12 protein-coding genes are annotated in these 17,050 nt (G+C 72.6%); 1 reads left to right on the top strand and 11 read right to left on the bottom strand.

Features of this window, described 5'->3' with window-relative positions; translation table 11 throughout:
* Positions 1 to 293 precede the first annotated feature (293 nt).
* The 11 genes from KGD83_RS08175 to KGD83_RS08125 form a co-directional block, all read right to left on the bottom strand.
* A complete protein-coding gene (locus tag KGD83_RS08175; RefSeq protein ID WP_212643244.1) occupies positions 294 to 3,257 on the bottom strand; it encodes an Rne/Rng family ribonuclease in 2,964 nt (987 codons plus the stop codon).
* Positions 3,258 to 3,415: 158 nt separating this feature from the next.
* Positions 3,416 to 4,192, bottom strand: coding sequence for a TIGR03936 family radical SAM-associated protein (locus KGD83_RS08170; RefSeq protein ID WP_249352423.1), 777 nt, complete (start codon positions 4,190 to 4,192; stop codon positions 3,416 to 3,418).
* Positions 4,193 to 4,856: 664 nt separating this feature from the next.
* Positions 4,857 to 6,794: a TIGR03960 family B12-binding radical SAM protein gene (locus tag KGD83_RS08165; protein ID WP_212643242.1), complete on the bottom strand. Its 1,938-nt coding sequence runs from the start codon at positions 6,792 to 6,794 to the stop codon at positions 4,857 to 4,859.
* Between the two features lie 281 nt (positions 6,795 to 7,075).
* Positions 7,076 to 8,248 (bottom strand): rod shape-determining protein RodA, encoded by a 1,173-nt coding sequence (gene rodA, locus KGD83_RS08160; RefSeq protein WP_212643241.1) that lies wholly within the window; start codon positions 8,246 to 8,248, stop codon positions 7,076 to 7,078.
* A 2-nt stretch (positions 8,249 to 8,250) separates the two neighbouring features.
* Complete coding sequence (mrdA, locus tag KGD83_RS08155) at positions 8,251 to 10,395, bottom strand: penicillin-binding protein 2 (RefSeq protein WP_212643240.1); 2,145 nt, start codon at positions 10,393 to 10,395, stop codon at positions 8,251 to 8,253.
* An 8-nt stretch (positions 10,396 to 10,403) separates the two neighbouring features.
* Positions 10,404 to 10,964, bottom strand: a complete 561-nt coding sequence (gene mreD, locus KGD83_RS08150) for a rod shape-determining protein MreD (RefSeq protein WP_212643239.1) — start codon at positions 10,962 to 10,964, stop codon at positions 10,404 to 10,406.
* Complete coding sequence (gene mreC / locus KGD83_RS08145) at positions 10,961 to 11,857, bottom strand: rod shape-determining protein MreC (RefSeq protein WP_212643238.1); 897 nt, start codon at positions 11,855 to 11,857, stop codon at positions 10,961 to 10,963. The genes mreD and mreC overlap by 4 nt, the downstream gene beginning before the upstream one ends.
* A 3-nt stretch (positions 11,858 to 11,860) precedes the next feature.
* Complete coding sequence (locus KGD83_RS08140) at positions 11,861 to 12,895, bottom strand: rod shape-determining protein (RefSeq protein ID WP_013154400.1); 1,035 nt, start codon at positions 12,893 to 12,895, stop codon at positions 11,861 to 11,863.
* Positions 12,896 to 13,115: 220 nt separating this feature from the next.
* A complete protein-coding gene (ndk, locus tag KGD83_RS08135) occupies positions 13,116 to 13,520 on the bottom strand; it encodes a nucleoside-diphosphate kinase (RefSeq protein WP_013154401.1) in 405 nt (134 codons plus the stop codon).
* A gap of 154 nt (positions 13,521 to 13,674) precedes the next feature.
* The gene (locus tag KGD83_RS08130) at positions 13,675 to 14,070 is read right to left on the bottom strand and encodes a DUF4233 domain-containing protein (RefSeq protein ID WP_212643237.1); all 396 of its coding nucleotides are present in this window, start codon (positions 14,068 to 14,070) and stop codon (positions 13,675 to 13,677) included.
* A gap of 31 nt (positions 14,071 to 14,101) precedes the next feature.
* Positions 14,102 to 15,454 carry a bifunctional folylpolyglutamate synthase/dihydrofolate synthase gene (locus tag KGD83_RS08125; RefSeq protein WP_212643236.1) on the bottom strand — a complete coding sequence of 451 codons (1,353 nt, stop codon included), beginning with the start codon at positions 15,452 to 15,454 and terminating at the stop codon, positions 14,102 to 14,104.
* 120 nt (positions 15,455 to 15,574) lie between these two features.
* Here KGD83_RS08125 and KGD83_RS08120 point away from each other — a divergent pair, with 120 nt between their 5' ends.
* Complete coding sequence (locus KGD83_RS08120) at positions 15,575 to 16,888, top strand: folylpolyglutamate synthase/dihydrofolate synthase family protein (protein WP_212643235.1); 1,314 nt, start codon at positions 15,575 to 15,577, stop codon at positions 16,886 to 16,888.
* Positions 16,889 to 17,050: the final 162 nt, after the last annotated feature.

The raw sequence follows: 17,050 nt of genomic DNA, 5'->3' as shown, positions 1-17,050 counted from the left end.
GGTCCGGGTCCGACCGCACCTGTGCCCAGATCGGCCGGGAGGCCCATCCCCGTGTGGGCGGGGAGGTGCCTCGTTCCACGATCCACTGATCGCCTGTAGCGGGGCGCGGGGATCCGAGGGAAACAAACCCTGCGTGGAGAGCACTTCGGTGTCGGGGCGCGCGATTGTGGTGGCATAGCGCGCCGACGCACCGTCCCTCAGATTACCATCGGCCCGCCACGGGCCTGTACACGTGCCGTGGTCCGGACCGGGTTGGCGCCGGTCCGGACCACGGCGGGGCTACCGCCCCTGAATCAGCCCGCGTCCACGGCGGTCGGCGGGGTGGCCGCCGCCCTGGTGCGCCGGGTCCGGCGGCGCTTGGGCCGCTCGGCGGCCTCGTCGTCACCGGCCTCGGCGGGCGTCTCGGCGGCGGTCGCGTCCGCCTCGGCGGGGACGCTCTCACCGCCCGCGGCCTCGGCCTCACCGGTGTCGGCCGCCGCGCGGGCGGTACGACGGGTGGTGCGCCGGGCGCGGGTCTTCTTGGCCGGGGCCTCCTCGGGGGCCTCCGCGGCCCGCTCGGGCTCCGCGGCCTCAGGGGCCTCCTCCGTGGCGGTGATCTCCTCCTGCTCCTCCGCCGCGGCCTCGGCCTTGCGGGAGCGGGAGGCCCGCTTACGGGTCTTCTTGGCGGGCTCCGGGGCCTCGGGGGCCTCCTCGGTCCGCGCCGCGTCCGCCTCGGCGGACCCGTCGGCGTCACCGCCCGCCTTCTCGGCCCTGTCCGGCCCGTCGGCCCTCTCGGGCTTGCCGGAGGACGGCTTCTCGGCCTTCTCCGGCTTCTCGGCGGCCTGGTCCGGCTCGCCCTTGCCCTTCTTCTTCTTGCGGCCGTTGCCGTTGCCGCCGCCCTTGCTCTCGACCGGGTCGCTGGCGACCACCAGGCCGCGGCCGTTGCAGTGCTCGCAGCTGTGCGAGAAGGCCTCCAGCAGGCCCTGGCCGACCCGCTTGCGGGTCATCTGGACCAGGCCCAGCGAGGTCACCTCGGCCACCTGGTGCTTGGTGCGGTCGCGCGAGAGGCACTCCAGCATGCGCCGCAGCACCAGGTCGCGGTTGGACTCCAGGACCATGTCGATGAAGTCGATGACGATGATGCCGCCGATGTCGCGCAACCGGAGCTGGCGGACGATCTCCTCGGCCGCCTCCAGGTTGTTCTTGGTGACCGTCTCCTCCAGGTTGCCGCCCTGGCCGGTGAACTTGCCGGTGTTGACGTCGACCACGGTCATGGCCTCGGTGCGGTCGATGACCAGCGAACCGCCGCTGGGCAGCCAGACCTTGCGCTCCAGGGCCTTGTTGATCTGCTCGTCGACGCGGTAGGCGGCGAAGACGTCGCGGTCCTCGTTCCAGTGCGAGAGGCGCTCGGAGAGGTTGGGGGCCACGTAGTCCACGTACTCGTGGACGGTGGTCCAGGCCTCCTCACCGGAGACGACGAGGCTGGAGAAGTCCTCGTTGAACACGTCGCGCACGACCCGCACCGTCAGGTCGGGCTCGCTGTTGAGCAGCGAGGGGGCGTTGGCAGACTTGGACTTGCGCTTGATGGAGTCCCACTGCTTGGCGAGACGGGTGATGTCGCGCTCCAGCTCCTCCTCGCTGGCGCCCTCGGCGGCCGTGCGCACGATGACGCCCGCGCCGGAGGGCATGACCTTCTTGAGGATCTGCTTGAGGCGCGCGCGCTCCTTGTCGGGGAGCTTGCGGCTGATGCCGGTCATCGAGCCGCCGGGCACGTACACGAGGTAGCGGCCGGGCAGGCTGATCTGGCTGGTCAGGCGGGCGCCCTTGTGGCCGACGGGGTCCTTGGTGACCTGCACCAGGACCGACTGGCCGGACTTGAGCACCGACTCGATGCGCTTGGGCTGGCCGTCCAGGCCGAAGGAGTCCCAGTTGACCTCGCCCGCGTACAGGACGGCGTTGCGGCCCTTGCCGATGTCGACGAACGCGGCCTCCATCGAGGGCAGCACGTTCTGCACCCGGCCCAGGTACACGTTGCCCACGTAGGAGCGGTGCGTGGCCCGGTCGACGTAGTGCTCGACGAGGATGTCGTCCTCGAGGACGGCGATCTGGGTGCGGTCCTCGACGCGGCGCACCACCAGGTCCCGCTTGACCGACTCGCGCCGGGCCAGGAACTCGGACTCGGTGACGATGGGGGCGCGGCGGCGGCCCTGCTCACGGCCCTCGCGGCGGCGCTGCTTCTTGGCCTCCAGCCGGGTGGAGCCGCGGACCGCCTGGACCTCGTCCTCGATCGGCTTCTCCTGGCGGGGCTCGCGCACCCGGACCACGGTGTTGGGGGGGTCGTCCGAGGTGGCCTCGGGGCCGTCCCCCCCGCCGGAGCGGCGGCGACGGCGGCGACGGCGGCGGCTGCTGCGGTCGTCGGACTCGGCGGCCTCGTCGGCCGCGCCGTCGTCCGCGCCCCGGTCCTTGTCGCCTCGCTGCTCCGCCTTGCCCTCGGCGGGCTCGGGGGCCTCGGCGGCCTCGTCCTCGTCCCCGCGGGAGCGGCCGCGTCCCCGGCCTCCGCGACGGCGGCGACGGCGGCTGGGGCGGTCGTCGTCCCCGTCGCCGGTCTCCTCCGCGCCGGTGGCCTGTGCGGCCTCCTCCTCGGACTCCTCGTGCGCGTCCTCGTCGGCCTCCGCCGGGGCGGTGCCGCGGGCGGGCACGGGGGCGGCGCTGGCCACCGGGGGCTGGAAGAGCATGGAGGGGGCCTGGAAGACGTTGCCGCCGCCCGCCTCCACGGTCTCCTCGTCCTTGGCGGGCTCGTCGGCTGCCTCGGAGGGCGCGGGCCCGGCGGTCTCCGCGGCCGCGGCGGAGCGGGCGCGCGAACGGCCGCGGCTCCTGGCCGTGGAGGGGGCGGTGTCCTCCGAGGCGGGGGCGGAGGCGCGCGAACGGCGCGGAGCCTTGTCCTCGTCAGCGGAGGCGCGGGCCCTGCGCGGGGCGGCGTCCTCGTCGGGACGGCCCGCGGCGCGCACGGTGCGCCTGCGCGAGGTCGTGGCCACCGAGGTCTTGACCGTGCCCCCCTCACCGGAACCGGCGAGGGAGGTGACGGGCGCGGAGGGGGGGGTGAAGACGTCGTCGGGTTCGGGGGGTGGTCCGGCGGCGCGGCGGACGCCCTTGGCGGGCGCGGGCGAGGTCACGCGCACCTCGCCGCCCCCCGCGGGGGGCGCCGCCGCCGTGTCGTTGGTTGTTTCAGTTGTACCCGCGGTGCCGTCGGCACCGTTGTTGGGCTCGTTGTCGAGCATCCGGGCGGTCTCCCGTCAGAGTCCTCGGGCGCGCCGCGACCTCTCGGTCGGCGGCGCGGCTCACGAGAACTGTCGTCGCTGTGTCAGCGCCGGCGGCGCCGGGGCGCCGTCGGGGCAAAGTCCTGTGGTGTCGCCCATGTTCCCCGCTTCGGGGCCGCTCATCCGCGCGGTCCCGCCATGGGCGTTGACGGCCGTGGTGCGTCTTCGCGCCGCTCCTCCGCGTTGTCGTCCGCGGGTCCGGAGCTCGTGTGGGCTTCGGGCCGGTCCTGGGAGAGCGGGTCCGCGATCGCACCTGTCGTCTCGTCCAGCGGCCCCTGCGCCAGCCGGGTCATCATCGGAGATGACGGCGGCGCGAGGTCGGCCACGTGGCGAAGGCCGGTCAGCACGTCGTCCGGTCGAACAGCAGGTGTCGTGTGCCGTACGACCATCCGAAGTATGGCATATGTCGTGTGATGTTCCTCTGGGACGCGCCCGAGGGAGTCAGCGCACACGTCGATGCGGACCACCGCCGGCCGTGTGTCGAAGCGGCGACGGCCCTTCTTCGTCATCCGCTCCACCTCGACGCTGTCGGCGGCCAGATAGGCGGCCACCGCCCTGGCGGCGTCGTCGGGGTCGACTCCAGCCATCTCCACGCGCCATTCGGAGGCCTGGAGCCGGTCGGCCAGCCCGGGATGCCGGGCCTCGACGACGTCGACGACGTCGATGCCCTGGGGCATGGCCGCGTCGATGTCGGCTCGGACCCTCTCGGGCGGACGGTGCTCGGCCAGAGTGAGTTCAAGGTACTCCGCCTCGCTGGCGACCCCGGTGGGGGCCGCGCCGGTGTAGGAGACCTTGGGGTGAGGCGAGAAGCCAGCGGAGAAAGCCACGGGTACGGAGGCCCTGCGCAGGGCGCGCTCCAGAGCCCGGGCGATGTCGCGGTGGCTGGCGAACCTCATGCGTCCGCGCTTGGCGTAGTGGACGCGAAGCCGTTGTCCGGGTTTGGCGGTGGAGGGTGAGGTGGTGCCCTCGGATGCGGGGGGCAGCTCAACTCCTTTCCTCATGCCCCCTGGTGCGGTCGGCGGGGCGACCTGAAGGGGCTGTTCCTCGTCCTGTTCAGCGTACGGTGCGCCGTGGTGCACATGCGCCAGCAGGACTACGCATACCGGTATCTCCCCCACTGACCTGCGGTCGAAAAGTCCCCGAGCGGTCGGAGCGGACACCGGAGCCGTGTTCACCACCAGAACACGGGGTTCGCCGAAAAAAATCCGAAGAAAATCTGGATCCGATGGCAACCCCCCGCGTAGCCCGCGAGTCCTATTACACGTACGGCCCGGCGCGAGCGGGGCGCCGGGCCGTACACCTTCCTCCCCCGGGCCGCTCCCCCAAGGGTCGAGAGAGCGCCCGGAGCGCGAAATCCTACTTCACCCCTTCCCGGGGCACATGAGCCGACCCCCGCCCCCGCACGGACGCCAGAACCCCTGACCCCACCGACGACCGGTGGGACCAGGGGTTCTTCCGTGTCCGGCGCCGCCCGGAAACCTCCCGGGCCCGTGCGGCACGCCGCCGCGGCCGGAGCCTTCCGGTCGCGGGAGTTCCGCCCCGCGACCGGCGCCCGGCCCGCTAGACCACGTTGAGCGGCAGCAGCGGACGGCCCTCCGCCGGGGCGTTGATCTGGATCTCGGTGCCCATGCTCGGGCAGACACCGCAGTCGTAGCAGGGGTTCCAGCGGCAGTCGTCCACCTCCAGCGACTCCTCGCCGTACAGCGAGTCCTGCCAGTCCTGCCACAGCCACGACCGGTCCAGGCCCGCGTCCAGGTGGTCCCAGGGCAGGACCTCGTCCTCGTCGCGCTCGCGGGTGGTGAACCAGTCCACGTCCACCGGGAGGTCGGCCAGGGCGGCCTCGGCGGCCCTGGACCACCGGTCGTAGGAGAAGTGCTCGCTCCAGCCGTCGAACCGGCCCCCCGAGCGCCACACCTCCTCGACCACCCGGCCGACCCTGCGGTCCCCTCGGGAGAGCAGGCCCTCGATGATGGAGGGGCGGCCCTCGTGGTAGCGCAGACCGATCGACTTGCCGTACTTGCGGTCGCCCCGCAGCCTGTCACGCAGCTTGCGCAGCCGGGCGTCGACGGCCTCGTGCGAGGTCTGCGCCGCCCACTGGAACGGGGTCTGCGGCTTGGGCACGAACCCGCCGATGGACACCGTGCAGCGGATGTCCTTGCGCCCGGTCACCTCACGGCCGGTCCGGATCACCTCGGTGGCCAGGTCGGCGATGGCCATGACGTCCTCGTCCTCCTCGGTGGGCAGGCCGCACATGAAGTACAGCTTCACCTGCCGCCACCCGGCCGCGTACGCGGCGGTGACGGTGCGGATGAGGTCCTCCTCGGTGACCATCTTGTTGATCACCCGGCGCATCCGCTCGCTGCCGCCCTCCGGCGCGAACGTCAGGCCGGAGCGGCGCCCGTTGCGGGTCAGCTCGTTGGCCAGGTCGATGTTGAACGCGTCCACGCGGGTGGAGGGCAGGGACAGGCCGGTGTTGGTGCCCTCGTAGCGGTCGGCGAGCCCCTTGGCGATCTGCCCGATCTCGCTGTGGTCGGCGCTGGACAGCGACAGCAGCCCCACCTCCTGGAAGCCGGAGGCCTCGACGCCGTCCTCGACCATCTTCGTGACGGTCTCCTTGTTGCGCTCGCGCACCGGCCGGGTGATCATCCCCGCCTGGCAGAACCGGCAGCCGCGCGTGCAGCCGCGGAAGATCTCCACGCTGTAGCGCTCGTGCACGGACTCGGCGGTCGGCACGATCGGCTTCTTGGGGTAGGGCCACTGGTCCAGGTCCATCACGGTGTGCTTCTGCACCGTGCCGGGCACCCCGGGCCGGTTGGGCGTGTAGGAGGCGATCCGCCCGTCCTCGTGGTAGGCCACGTCGAAGAAGCGGGGCACGTACACGCCGCCGGTCGCGGCCAGGCGCAGCAGCAGGCCGTCGCGCCCGCCGGGTTCGCCCTCCTCCTTGAACTCGCGGATGATCTCGGTGATGGCGAGGGTGATCTCCTCGCCGTCGCCCAGGACCACCGCGTCCAGGAAGTCGGCGATCGGCTCGGGGTTGAACGCCGAGTGCCCGCCCGCCAGCACGACCGGGTGGTCGGCGGTGCGGTCGGCCGCGCGCAGCGGGATGCCCGCCAGGTCAAGCGCGGTGAGCATGTTGGTGTAGCCCATCTCGCTGGCGAAGCTCAGCCCGAGCACGTCGAAGGCGGCCAACGGCCGGTGCGAGTCCACGGTGAAGTGGGGCACGCCGTGCTCGCGCATGAGCTTCTCCAGGTCCGGCCACACCGCGTAGGCGCGCTCGGCCAGCACGCCTTCGCGCTCGTTGAGGACCTCGTACAGGATCTGGACGCCCTGGTTGGGCACTCCCACCTCGTAGGCGTCCGGGTACATCAGCGCCCAGCGCACCCGGGTCTCGTCCCATTCCTTGACCACGGAGTTGAGCTCGCCACCGACGTACTGGATGGGCTTGGCCACCTGCGTCAGCAGGGGTTCCAGCCGCGGGAAGAGGCTTTCGACGGACATGGTGTGGGCCTTCGTTCGGCGGACATCGTGTCGGGTGTGCGTGGACCCCGCCGTCGCGGGGACCGGCGCGGTGACGCGTGGAGCGCGCCCGCGCGGATGTTCCCAGGCTACCGGCGCCACGGGCTCCGGGCCGCTCCGTCCACAGGCCCGTTCGGAACCCGTCCCGGGCCGCTCCGCCGGAGCCGTGCCGCTCCCCCGCCGTGATCGGCCCTCCGCACGGCGGCGGGGCGGGCACCGGCGCCTGCGCCGTGTCCGCCCCGCCGGTGTCGAGGTCCGCGTCCCTAGGCGAAGCCCCGGTCCCGGGAGTCGACGCCCAGCACCAGCCCCAGGGCGACCATGTTGGCCACGATCGCGGTGCCGCCGTAGGACATGAACGGCAGCGGCAGACCCGTCACCGGTACGACCCCCAGCCCCATTCCGATGTTGATGAAGGCCTGGAACCCGAACCAGGCGACCACACCCACGCACAGCAGGCGCGGGTAGGGCTGCTCGCACCCCTGGGCGATGCGCAGGATCCGCCACAGGATCAGCGCGAACAGGCCGATGACCACCACCGACCCCACGAACCCCAGTTCCTCGCCCGCCACCGTGAAGATGAAGTCGGTGTGCTGCTCGGGCACGAACTGCCCGTGCGTCTGCTCGCCCTGGAACAGCCCGGTGCCGTTGAACCCGCCCGACCCCACCGCGATCAGCGCCTGGTTGGAGTTGTACCCCGCGCCCTGCGGGTCGGCGGTCGGGTCCATCAGGGTGGCGATGCGGTCCAGCTGGTAGGGCTCCAGCAGGTCGAACCACCACACGCACAGCGCGCCGACCACCCCGCACGCCAGCATGCCCGCCACCCACACGATCGGGGCGCCCGACAGCGTGAGCACGCCCAGGAAGATCGTGACGAGCACCAGCGTGGTCCCCAGGTCCGGCTGCGACATCACCAGTGCCAGCGGCACCGCCAGGACCACCAGGCAGAACACCACGTCCCGCGTCATCGGCCGGGCCTCGCCGTCGCGGGGCTCCCCCAGCAGCGTGGCCAGGACCAGGACCAGACCGACCTTGGAGAGCTCACTGGGCTGGAACTGGAAGCCGCCGACCACGATCCAGCCGCGCGAACCGTTGACCACCTCGCCGAGCGGGGTGAGCACCAGGACCAGCGCGACCACCGTGACCAGGTAGACGATCGGCGCGTACGCGCGGATCGTGCGGTGGTCCACCGCGGCGACCAGAAGGCACAGCGCCCACGCCACCAGCAGGTGGAGCAGGTGGCGGCCCAGGTGTTCGGTGGACTCCAGCGGGTCGCTGCCGTCGCCCGGGATGGTCGCCGACCACACCAGCAGCGTGCCGATGGCGCACAGTGCAGCCACCGACACGACCAGCGTCCAGTCCAGCCGGCGCGCCAGGCCCGCCGCGCTGCGTCCGATCTCGGCGCTCCGTGACCCGGGCGCCCCCATGTAGGTGCTCATGGCTACCGATCCAGCAGGTCGATGGAACCGTCGGGACGGACGCCGGGCAGCTGCTCGGGCGGCGCGCCGCCCGGGATCAGCGGCTCCGCGCCGCCGGACGCGTCTGTCTCGGCCCCGGCCCCCTGCGCCGGGGAGTCGAACCCGTAGATGCCGTCGTAGATGGCCCGCGCGATGGGCGCCGCGGTCGTACCGCCGGTACCGCCCTGGGAGACCAGGACGACGATGGCGAACTGCGGGTCGTCGGCGGGCGCGTAGGAGGCGAACCAGGAGGAGACCTGGCGCCCCTCCACGTCGGCGCTGCCGGTCTTGCCCGCGACGGACACCCGGTCCTGCGGGAACCCGGCGAAGGCGCCGCGGGCGGTGCCCTCCTTGGGGACCGCGGTGAGCGCGGTCTGGAGGTACTCCAGCGTCTCGTCGCCGATCGGGAGCTCGCCGCGCACGACCGGTTCGATCTCGCGCACCTCCGTCCCGTCGGCGGAGACCAGCGCCCTGCCGATGCGCGGTTCGTGGAGCGTGCCGCCGTTGGCGACGGCCGCGTAGGCGCTGGCGAGCTGGAGCGGGGTGACGAGGACGTCGCCCTGGCCGATGGCGAAGTTGACGGCCTCGTTGGCCCGCCACTGGAAGCCCTCCACGCACTGCTCGTAGGCCAGCAGTTTGAGGTAGGCGGCGCGCGACGGGTCGGTCTCGGCGACGTCGGGGTAGCCGTGCTCGCCACGGTGGCAGTTGTTCTCGCGGGTCTCCTGCCAGAAGGTGCGCTTCCACTCGCGGTCGGGGATGCGCCCGGAGGTCTCGTAGGGCAGGTCGATCCCGGTCGGTGAGCCGAAGCCGAAGCCCTTGGCCATCTCGGCCATCGCCTCGTCGGCCTCGCCGTCGGGGTAGAGTCCGCCGTCGTCCTTCCACATCTGGTAGCCGAAGTTGTAGAAGACGGTGTTGCAGGAGACCACGATGGCCTCGTGGAGGCTGATCGGCCCCTGGCCCTGGCCCTCGTAGTTCTCGTAGTTCTGCCCGGCCAGGTTCACCGAGCCCGGGCAGGCGTAGGTGCTGCGCAGCGAGTAGCCGTTCTCCGCCGCAGCCGCGAGCGAGGAGACCTTGAACGTGGAGCCCGGCGGGTAGGTGCCCTGCACGGCGCGGGAGAGCAGCGGCTCGCCCGCCTCCTCGCTGAGCATCTCGTCGAAGGTCTCCTGGTCGATGCCGCCGCGCCAGATCGCGGGGTCGTAGGTGGGCAGGCTCGCCATGGCCACCACGCCGCCGGTGCGCACGTCCAGGACGATGGCGGCGCCGGAGTCGGCCTTGTAGCGGGGCCGGGCGTTCGCCATCCCCTCGGCCAGCGCCTCCTCGGCGATCTTCTGCACCCCGAGGTCGACGTGGGTGACCAGGTGCATCCCCGGTTCGGGCGGCGTCTCGGAGATGACCTCCATGACCTCGCCGTGGTTGTTCACGCCCAGGACGCGCTTGCCAGCGGTGCCGCGCAGCTGGGCGTCGTAGACCGCCTCCACGCCGTCGCGACCCACCATGTCGATGCCGGTGAACTGGGTGCGCAGGTCCTCCCGGGCCTCCAGCTCCTCCTGGGTCACCGGTTGCAGGTAGCCCAGCATCTGGGAGCCGTGCTCGCCCTGCGGGTACTCGCGCACGGCGTGGGCCTGGGCGCTGATCCCGGGGAAGCGGTCGGCGCTCTCCATGACCTGGAGGGCGACGGACGGCTCCACGTCGTCGGCCAGGGTGACGGGCTGGTAGGGCGAGCCGGGCCAGCACGGGCGGCTCACCTCGGGCCCGCACAGGCGCATGCGCTTCTGGAGCTCCTCCAGCGGGACGTCGAGCACCTCGGACAGGTCGGTCAGGACCTTCTCGCCGCCGTCGTCCATGCCCGTGATCTCGTGGTAGTCGGCGGAGACCACCAACTCGGTGCTGTTGTTGACCAGCGGACGGCCGGTGGCGTCGAGGACCTGCCCCCGCGTGGCGGGGACGAGGAGCTGCTGGTGGTGGTTGGCCACCGCGAGCTCGCGGTAGTGGTCCCACATCGGGATCTGGAGGTACCACAGCCGCACGGCCAGTGCCGCGAAGAGCACCAGGACCAGGATCTGGGCGAGCAGCAGTCCGGCCCGGCCGAGCTTGCGGCCGGGCAGTTCGACGTCGTCGACGGGCGACATGTGCACGCTCACCACCCCCCCGGGGACACCGGGCCCCGGACTCCGGCGAGCTCGCTGTCGGAGAACGCCCCCCGCGCCCAGAGCAGCGGAAGCGTGACCAGCGGTGAGACCAGGGTGGTCAGGACGGCGCCGACGAGGGTGTTGACCGCCACGGCGGCCAGCGACACCCGCGGGTCGCCCATGAGCACGCCGACCAGCGCGTAGCCCAGGCCCACCCCCACGGCGGTGACGGCGGTGGCGGCCATCAGGGCCCACACCGAGGGCCTGCCGCCCAGGGCCCCGGCGGAGCCCGTGTTCCTGTGCAGCAGGGCCAGCAGGTAGGCGGCCACGCACAGCACCAGGGCGTAGCGGCCCAGCGCGTGCTCGGCGGGCGGCAGGACGTCCATGGCCAGTCCGGCGGCGAAACCGCACGCCGCGGCGGCGGCGGGGCTGGTGCTCAGGGCGACCGCGACGATCGCCGCGGCCACGAGGTCGGGCCCGGCCCCCCACTCGAACGGGAGCCGGTTGACCACGGTGGCCTGGGCGAGGACGGCGACGGCCACCAGGACCATGGTCGCTGCGTTCCTCATGATCGTTCCCCCTTGTCGGGTCGGGGCGGGAGCACGGAGTCGCGCGGGTCCTCGTCGGGACCCCCGACCACGACGCCCACCACGTCCAGGGACGAGAAGTCCACGGCCGGGGCGATACGGGCGAGGCGGCTGAGCGCGCCGGGCGCCACCTGCACCTCCTCGACGGTGCCGACCGGCACGCCGGGCACGAAGGGCGCGCCCTCGTGCGAGCCGAGCGTGACCAGCCGGTCCCCGGCCTCGACCGGCGCCTGGAGGTCGAACAGCTCCAGGGTCAGTTCGGCGTCGGGGCCGCCGGGGACGGTGCCGCCCCGGACGACGCCGATCTTGCGCGTGGCCTCCAAGCGGGCGCCGACGGCGGAGTTGACGTCGGTGGCGAGCATGACGGTGGCGGTGCTCGGACCGGCCTCGATCACCTTGCCCACCAGGCCGGAGCCGTTGACGACGGTCATGTCCGGGCGCACACCGGAGTCGGTGCCGGCGTCGATGGTGACCGTGTCGGCGTAACCGCGCGCGGTGACGTGGGTGACGGACTGGGCGGGGACGATCTCGTAGCCGCCCAGACCGGCCAGCCCCAGCATCGCGTCGAGCTGCTCGGCGCGCGCCTCGTCGATGCGGGCGGCCCGCAGGTCGTCCTCCAGCTCGGCGTTGGCCTGCTCCAGCTCGGCGACGCGCTCGGATTCGGGGCCGCTGACCAGGCCCTCGTAGAGACCGGTCACGGGCCCGGTCGCCCAGGTGACGCCCGCGGCGGCGGGCGCGAAGACGAGTTCGCCGCCCGTGCGGGCCACGGAGGTGACGGGGTTGGCGCCGGGACGGGCGTCCAGGACGAGCAGGGCCACCGCCACGGCCACGAGTACGGCGAGGAGTACGCGGGATCTGCGCGAGTCGCGGAACATGGGTCACCTCCGCCGTTCGGGGACGAGTACCTGGTGGAGCCGTTCGTAGTTCTCGACGCAGGTGCCCGAGCCGACGGCGACGGAGTCCAGCGCGTTGTCGGCGACGTGGATGGGCATCCCGGTCTCGTGCAGGAGCCTCTCGTCGATCCCGCGGAGCAGCGCTCCGCCGCCGGTGACGGCGATGCCGCGGTCCATGATGTCGCCCGACAGCTCCGGGGGGCACTTGTCCAGGCTGGTGCGCACCGCGTCGACGATGGCGGTGACCGGCTCCTCGATCGCCTGGCGGACGTCGCTCTCGGACAGGACGATGGTCTTGGGCAGCCCGCTGACGAGGTCGCGCCCGCGCACCTCGGCGCGGATCTCCTCCGAGCCGGTCGGGTAGGCGGAGCCGATGGCCATCTTCAGCTCCTCGGCCGTGCGCTCCCCGATCATCAGCGAGAACTCCTTCTTGACGAAGGTCGCGATGGCCTGGTCGAGTTCGTCGCCGCCCACGCGGATGGACTGGGAGGTGACGATGCCGCCCATCGAGATCACGGCGACCTCGGTGGTGCCGCCGCCGATGTCCACGACCATGTTCCCGGTGGGCTCGTGGACGGGGAGCCCGGCGCCGATGGCGGCGGCCATGGGCTCCTCGATGATGTAGACCCTGCGCGCGCCGGCCTGGTAGCCCGCCTCCTTGACCGCGCGGTGCTCGACCGAGGTGATGCCGCTGGGCACCGCCACGATCAGGCGCGGCTTGGCGAAGTGGCGCCGACGGTGGATCTTCTGGATGAAGTAGCGCAGCATGCGCTCGGTGATCTCGAAGTCGGCGATGACACCGTCCTTCAGGGGACGGATGGCCGTGATGTTGGTGGGCGTGCGGCCGATCATCTGCTTGGCCTCGATGCCGACAGCGACGATTCGGCCCGTTGAGGTGTTGAGCGCGACCACCGACGGCTCGTTCAGAACGATGCCGCGTCCTCGCACGTACACGAGCGTGTTGGCGGTACCCAGGTCGACGGCCATGTCCCGGCCGAGAAAAGCAAGGTTGTTCGGCATGTAACGTCCTCAGAGGCGCCGTGTCGGACGTGGTTGCCCGGGGCGACCATACGTAGTCGTTCCGGCACGATAGGTGTTGAGTCCCCCGTATCGTAACGGTCAGCACTTAGTCCGTTACGCAAACACACCGAATTGTTGCCCCGTCGGCGGACGAACCGACCGAAGTCGCCCGTGGCCGCGGGTCCCACATGCCGAGGGGCCCGCGGCCGTGCCGTCTCCCCTACAGGTCGGGGAAGAAGAGCTTGATCTCGCGCTCGGCGGAGTAGGTGGAGTCCGAGCCGTGCACGATGTTCTGCTGCACCTCCAGCGCGAAGTCGCCGCGGATGGTGCCGGGGGTGGCGGTGACCGGGTCGGTGGCGCCGGCCAGGGCGCGGAACGCCTCCACCGCGCGCTCGCCCTCGACCACCATGGCCACGAGGGGACCGCCGGTGATGAACTCGACGAGCGAGCCGAAGAACGGGCGCTCGGCGTGCTCCTCGTAGTGCGTCTTGGCGGTCTCGGCGTCGAGCGTGCGCAGCTCCATGGCGACCAGCTTCAGGCCCTTGCGCTCGATGCGCGAGATGACCTCGCCGACGATGTTGCGGCGGACGCCGTCCGGCTTGATGAGAACGAGAGTGCGCTCCACGTGCGTGTCAACTCCTCACTGGGGCTCCGCGTGGCGCACGTGGGCACCCGCCCACGGCAGCGGCCGCACGCGGAGGAATCGGGTGATGGGTCACAGGTGCGGGGGCCGCAGGAGGAGGGTTCTCCCCGGGCCGCCCGCCCGGACCTGCGTCACACTATCGCGTTTGGCGCGTGGGCGCGGAGGCCCCGGCGTCCTCGCCCCGCCCGGCGCCCTCCGCCTCGGCGCGGGCCAGGTGGGCGGCCTTCATCTCGTCGGTGCGGCGGCCCATGATGACGCCGGTCACCCACAGGGAGACGAACACCACGGCGATCAGCACCGCCCCGGAGACCAGGAAGGAGGTGAACAGGAAGGCGGCCTGCAGCACCCACGCCGCGTAGTGCGCCCAGCGGTGCTTCTGGAGCCCGGAGAGCACGAGGGCGGCGACGGCCATCCCTCCCCACAGGCTCCCGGCCAGGACCGGGTCCATCCCCTCCAGGGAGACGGCGACGGGGATGAAGAGGCCGATCACGATGACCTCGAACACCAGGATGACGGCGCAGACTACACGCACGGCGGGTTCCCTTCGTAGTAGACCTGGCCCGTCACTCCTGCGCACCGCGCAACAGGTGGACGGCGTCACCGGCGGTGACGACCGATCCGGTGACCAGTACACCGGTGCCGCCGAACTCCCCGCCTTCCTCGGCCAGGCCCACCGCCCGGTCGATGGCGTCGTCGAGTCGGGGCTCCACGTGCACGCGTTCCTCACCGAAGACGTGCTGGGCGACGTTGGACAGCCGCTCCGGTTCGAGGGAGCGCGGGGAGGAGTTACGGGTGACGACGATCTCGTCGAGCAGTGGTTCGAGGGGTTCGAGGATCCCCTCGACGTCCTTGTCGGCCATGATCGCGACCACCCCGACCAGCCGGGAGAAGGTGAAGGCCTCCTCCACGGCCGCCGCGGTGGCGGTCATTCCGGCCGGGTTGTGCGCCGCGTCGGCGATGATGGTCGGGCTGGTGCGCACGACCTCCATGCGGCCGGGGGAGTCCACTCCCGCGAGGGCCTCTGCGACGATCGCCGGGTCCAGGCCCCCGGCGTCGTCCCCGGAGGAGGCGAAGGCCTCGACCGCGGCCAGGGCCACGGCGGCGTTCCCGGCCTGATGCTCCCCGAACAGGGGCAGGAACAGGTTCTCGTAGCTGCCGGTGAGGCCCTTGAGGGCGATCTGCTGGCCGCCGACGGCGATCTCGCGGGAGGTGACGCCGAACTCCAGCCCCTCCCTGGCCACCCGGGCCCCGACCTCCGCGGCGTTGCGGACCAGGGCCTCGGCTGCGGGCAGCGGCTGCTGGGCCAGGACCGCCACGGAGTCGGGCTTGATGATGCCCGCCTTCTCCTCGGCGATGCCCTCCACCGTGTCGGGCAGGTACTCGGTGTGGTCGATCCCGATGGGGGTCACCACGGCGACGTCGCCGTCGACGACGTTGGTGGCGTCCCACCGGCCGCCCATGCCGACCTCGACGACGGCCACGTCCACGGGGGCGTCGGCGAAGACGGCGTAGGCCATCACCGTGAGGATCTCGAAGAACGACAGCGGTGCGTCGTTCATCGAGTCGGCCATCTCGACGTAGGGGCGGATGTCGTCGTAGGCCTCGACGAACCGCTCCTGGGATATGGGCTCCCCGTCGATGACGATGCGTTCGCGCACGGTGCGCAGGTGCGGGCTGGTGTAGCGGCCCACGCGCAGGCCCCGCCCGCGCATGAGCGCGTCGATCATGCGGGCGGTGGAGGTCTTGCCGTTGGTGCCGGTGACGTGGACGGCCCGGAAGTTGCGGTGCGGGTCGCCCAGGAGGTCCAGCAGGGTGCGGACCCGGTCCAGTCGAGGATCGATGTCGGACTCGGGCGCTCGGGAGAGGATCTCCGCGGTCACCTCGGCGTAGCGCCGCTCGGCGCTGGCTTCGCTCACGGTGTCTCGGTGTCTCGTGTGTTCGGGGTGTACACCCGCGCCAGTCTACGCGCCCCCACCTGGGCACGGTCCCCGGGTAAAGGAACCGGCGGCCCGTGTCGCGCAGACCATACTGGGACCATGCCAAGCCTTGACCCCTTCTTCTCCGAGTGGGCGCAGCGCCGCCCCGGTCAGACCCGGAGCCTGGAGCGCGCCGCGGCGCTGATGCGCGTGCTGGACCTGGACGCCGGGCGCCCGCCGGTGCTGGGGGTGGTGGGCTCCAAGGGCAAGGGGAGCACCGCGACCACGGCGGCCGCGGCGCTGTCCTCGGCCGGGCTGCGCACGGTGCTGGTGACCGGGCCGAGCTTCCGTTCCTACCGCGAGCGTGTACGGGTGGACGGGACGTCGGTGGCCGACGGAGAACTGGACGCGCTGGGCGAGCGGATCGCGGCCGCCAGCCGGGAGCTCTCGCCGGTGGAGGAGTCGGGCGGCTACCTGGCGCCGAGCGGGCTGTTCCTGGTGGCGGGCCTGCTGCGCGCCCGCGAGGTGGACGCCGACGTGTGCGTGCTGGAGGCCGGGATGGGCGGTCACCGCGACGAGCTGCGCCTGGTCGGCCCGGAGGTCGTCGCCCTGGGCAAGGTCTTCGCCGAGCACGTGGGCGTCCTCGGCGACACCGTGGCGCAGATCGCCCGGGAGAAGGCGCGGGTGGCCGGAGAGCGGACCCGCGCGCTGGTGCGCCTGCCGCAGACCGCGGAGGCGGCCGCCGCGGCCGACGCCGCCCTGGCCGAGGTCACCGGGGGCCGGGTGCCGGCCGAGGTGGTCGATCCGGACGGGCCGGGGGTGGAGCCGCCGCCCGGGCTGCGCCCGCCGGGGCTGTCCGCGGCCTCGGGGGTGCTGGGGACGGCTGCGGCCTCGCGGATGCTGGACCACCTGGGCCGCCCGCCCCTGGACCGGGAGCGGCTGCACGCCGTGCTGGGCACCGTCCGGCTGCCGGGGAGGCTGTCCCGCCACGCCGTGCCCTCGGGGGCGGGAGGAGCGTCCGGCCGTCCCGGGGGGACACGCGGCGGCGAACCGGCGGAGGGCGTTACCGCGCCGGAGGCCGAGGTGGTCGTGGACTCGGCCATCGACCGCAACGGGGTCGCCGCCGCCCTGGCCCACGCCCGCGGGCTGTGGGGCGGGGTGGACCACGTGCTGCTGTGCCTGCCCGACCACAAGGACGTGTCGGGGGCGGTGGAGGTCCTGGGCGACCTGCCCGTGACCGCCGTGCGCCTGCCCGAGGCCCACCTGCGCTTCGAGCACGCCCTGCCGGACCGCTGGGGCCGCATGGACGCCGCGGACCTGTCCCCCGCGGCCCTGCGCGCGCTCGGCGAACGCGTGCTGGCCCTGGGCACGGTCTACTTCACCGGCCGGGTCCTGGAGGCCGTGGAGGCCCCCACCGACCGCCTCTTCGGCTGAGACCGCGCGGCCGCGCGGTCTTCGACCGCCCAACCCCGACCGCCCACGTCGTCCACGGGGCGGAGGAGGTTCTGGCGGCGCCGGGCACCGGCGCGGGACACTCGGATACGGGGGTCGGGGTTCCCCGGCGCCGGGGCGCGGCTCCCCCGGAATCGAGCCTAC

The sequence above is a fragment of the Nocardiopsis akebiae genome (genome assembly GCF_018316795.1).
GTDB classification, from domain to species: Bacteria; Actinomycetota; Actinomycetes; order Streptosporangiales; family Streptosporangiaceae; genus Nocardiopsis; species Nocardiopsis dassonvillei.
The sequence above is the reverse complement of the archived record's forward strand: the minus strand, read 5'-3'. Positions and strand labels throughout refer to the sequence as shown.

Excerpts from the sequence above, each read along its gene's own strand:
- KGD83_RS08175 (WP_212643244.1), bottom strand. The coding sequence starts at position 3,257 with ATGCTCGACAACGAGCCCAACAACGGTGCCGACGGCACCGCGGGTACA.
- KGD83_RS08170 (WP_249352423.1), bottom strand. The coding sequence starts at position 4,192 with ATGAGGTTCGCCAGCCACCGCGACATCGCCCGGGCTCTGGAGCGCGCC.
- KGD83_RS08165 (WP_212643242.1), bottom strand. The coding sequence starts at position 6,794 with ATGTCCGTCGAAAGCCTCTTCCCGCGGCTGGAACCCCTGCTGACGCAG.
- rodA (WP_212643241.1), bottom strand. The coding sequence starts at position 8,248 with ATGAGCACCTACATGGGGGCGCCCGGGTCACGGAGCGCCGAGATCGGA.
- mrdA (WP_212643240.1), bottom strand. The coding sequence starts at position 10,395 with ATGTCGCCCGTCGACGACGTCGAACTGCCCGGCCGCAAGCTCGGCCGG.
- mreD (WP_212643239.1), bottom strand. The coding sequence starts at position 10,964 with ATGAGGAACGCAGCGACCATGGTCCTGGTGGCCGTCGCCGTCCTCGCC.
- mreC (WP_212643238.1), bottom strand. The coding sequence starts at position 11,857 with ATGTTCCGCGACTCGCGCAGATCCCGCGTACTCCTCGCCGTACTCGTG.
- KGD83_RS08140 (WP_013154400.1), bottom strand. The coding sequence starts at position 12,895 with ATGCCGAACAACCTTGCTTTTCTCGGCCGGGACATGGCCGTCGACCTG.
- KGD83_RS08120 (WP_212643235.1), top strand. The coding sequence starts at position 15,575 with ATGCCAAGCCTTGACCCCTTCTTCTCCGAGTGGGCGCAGCGCCGCCCC.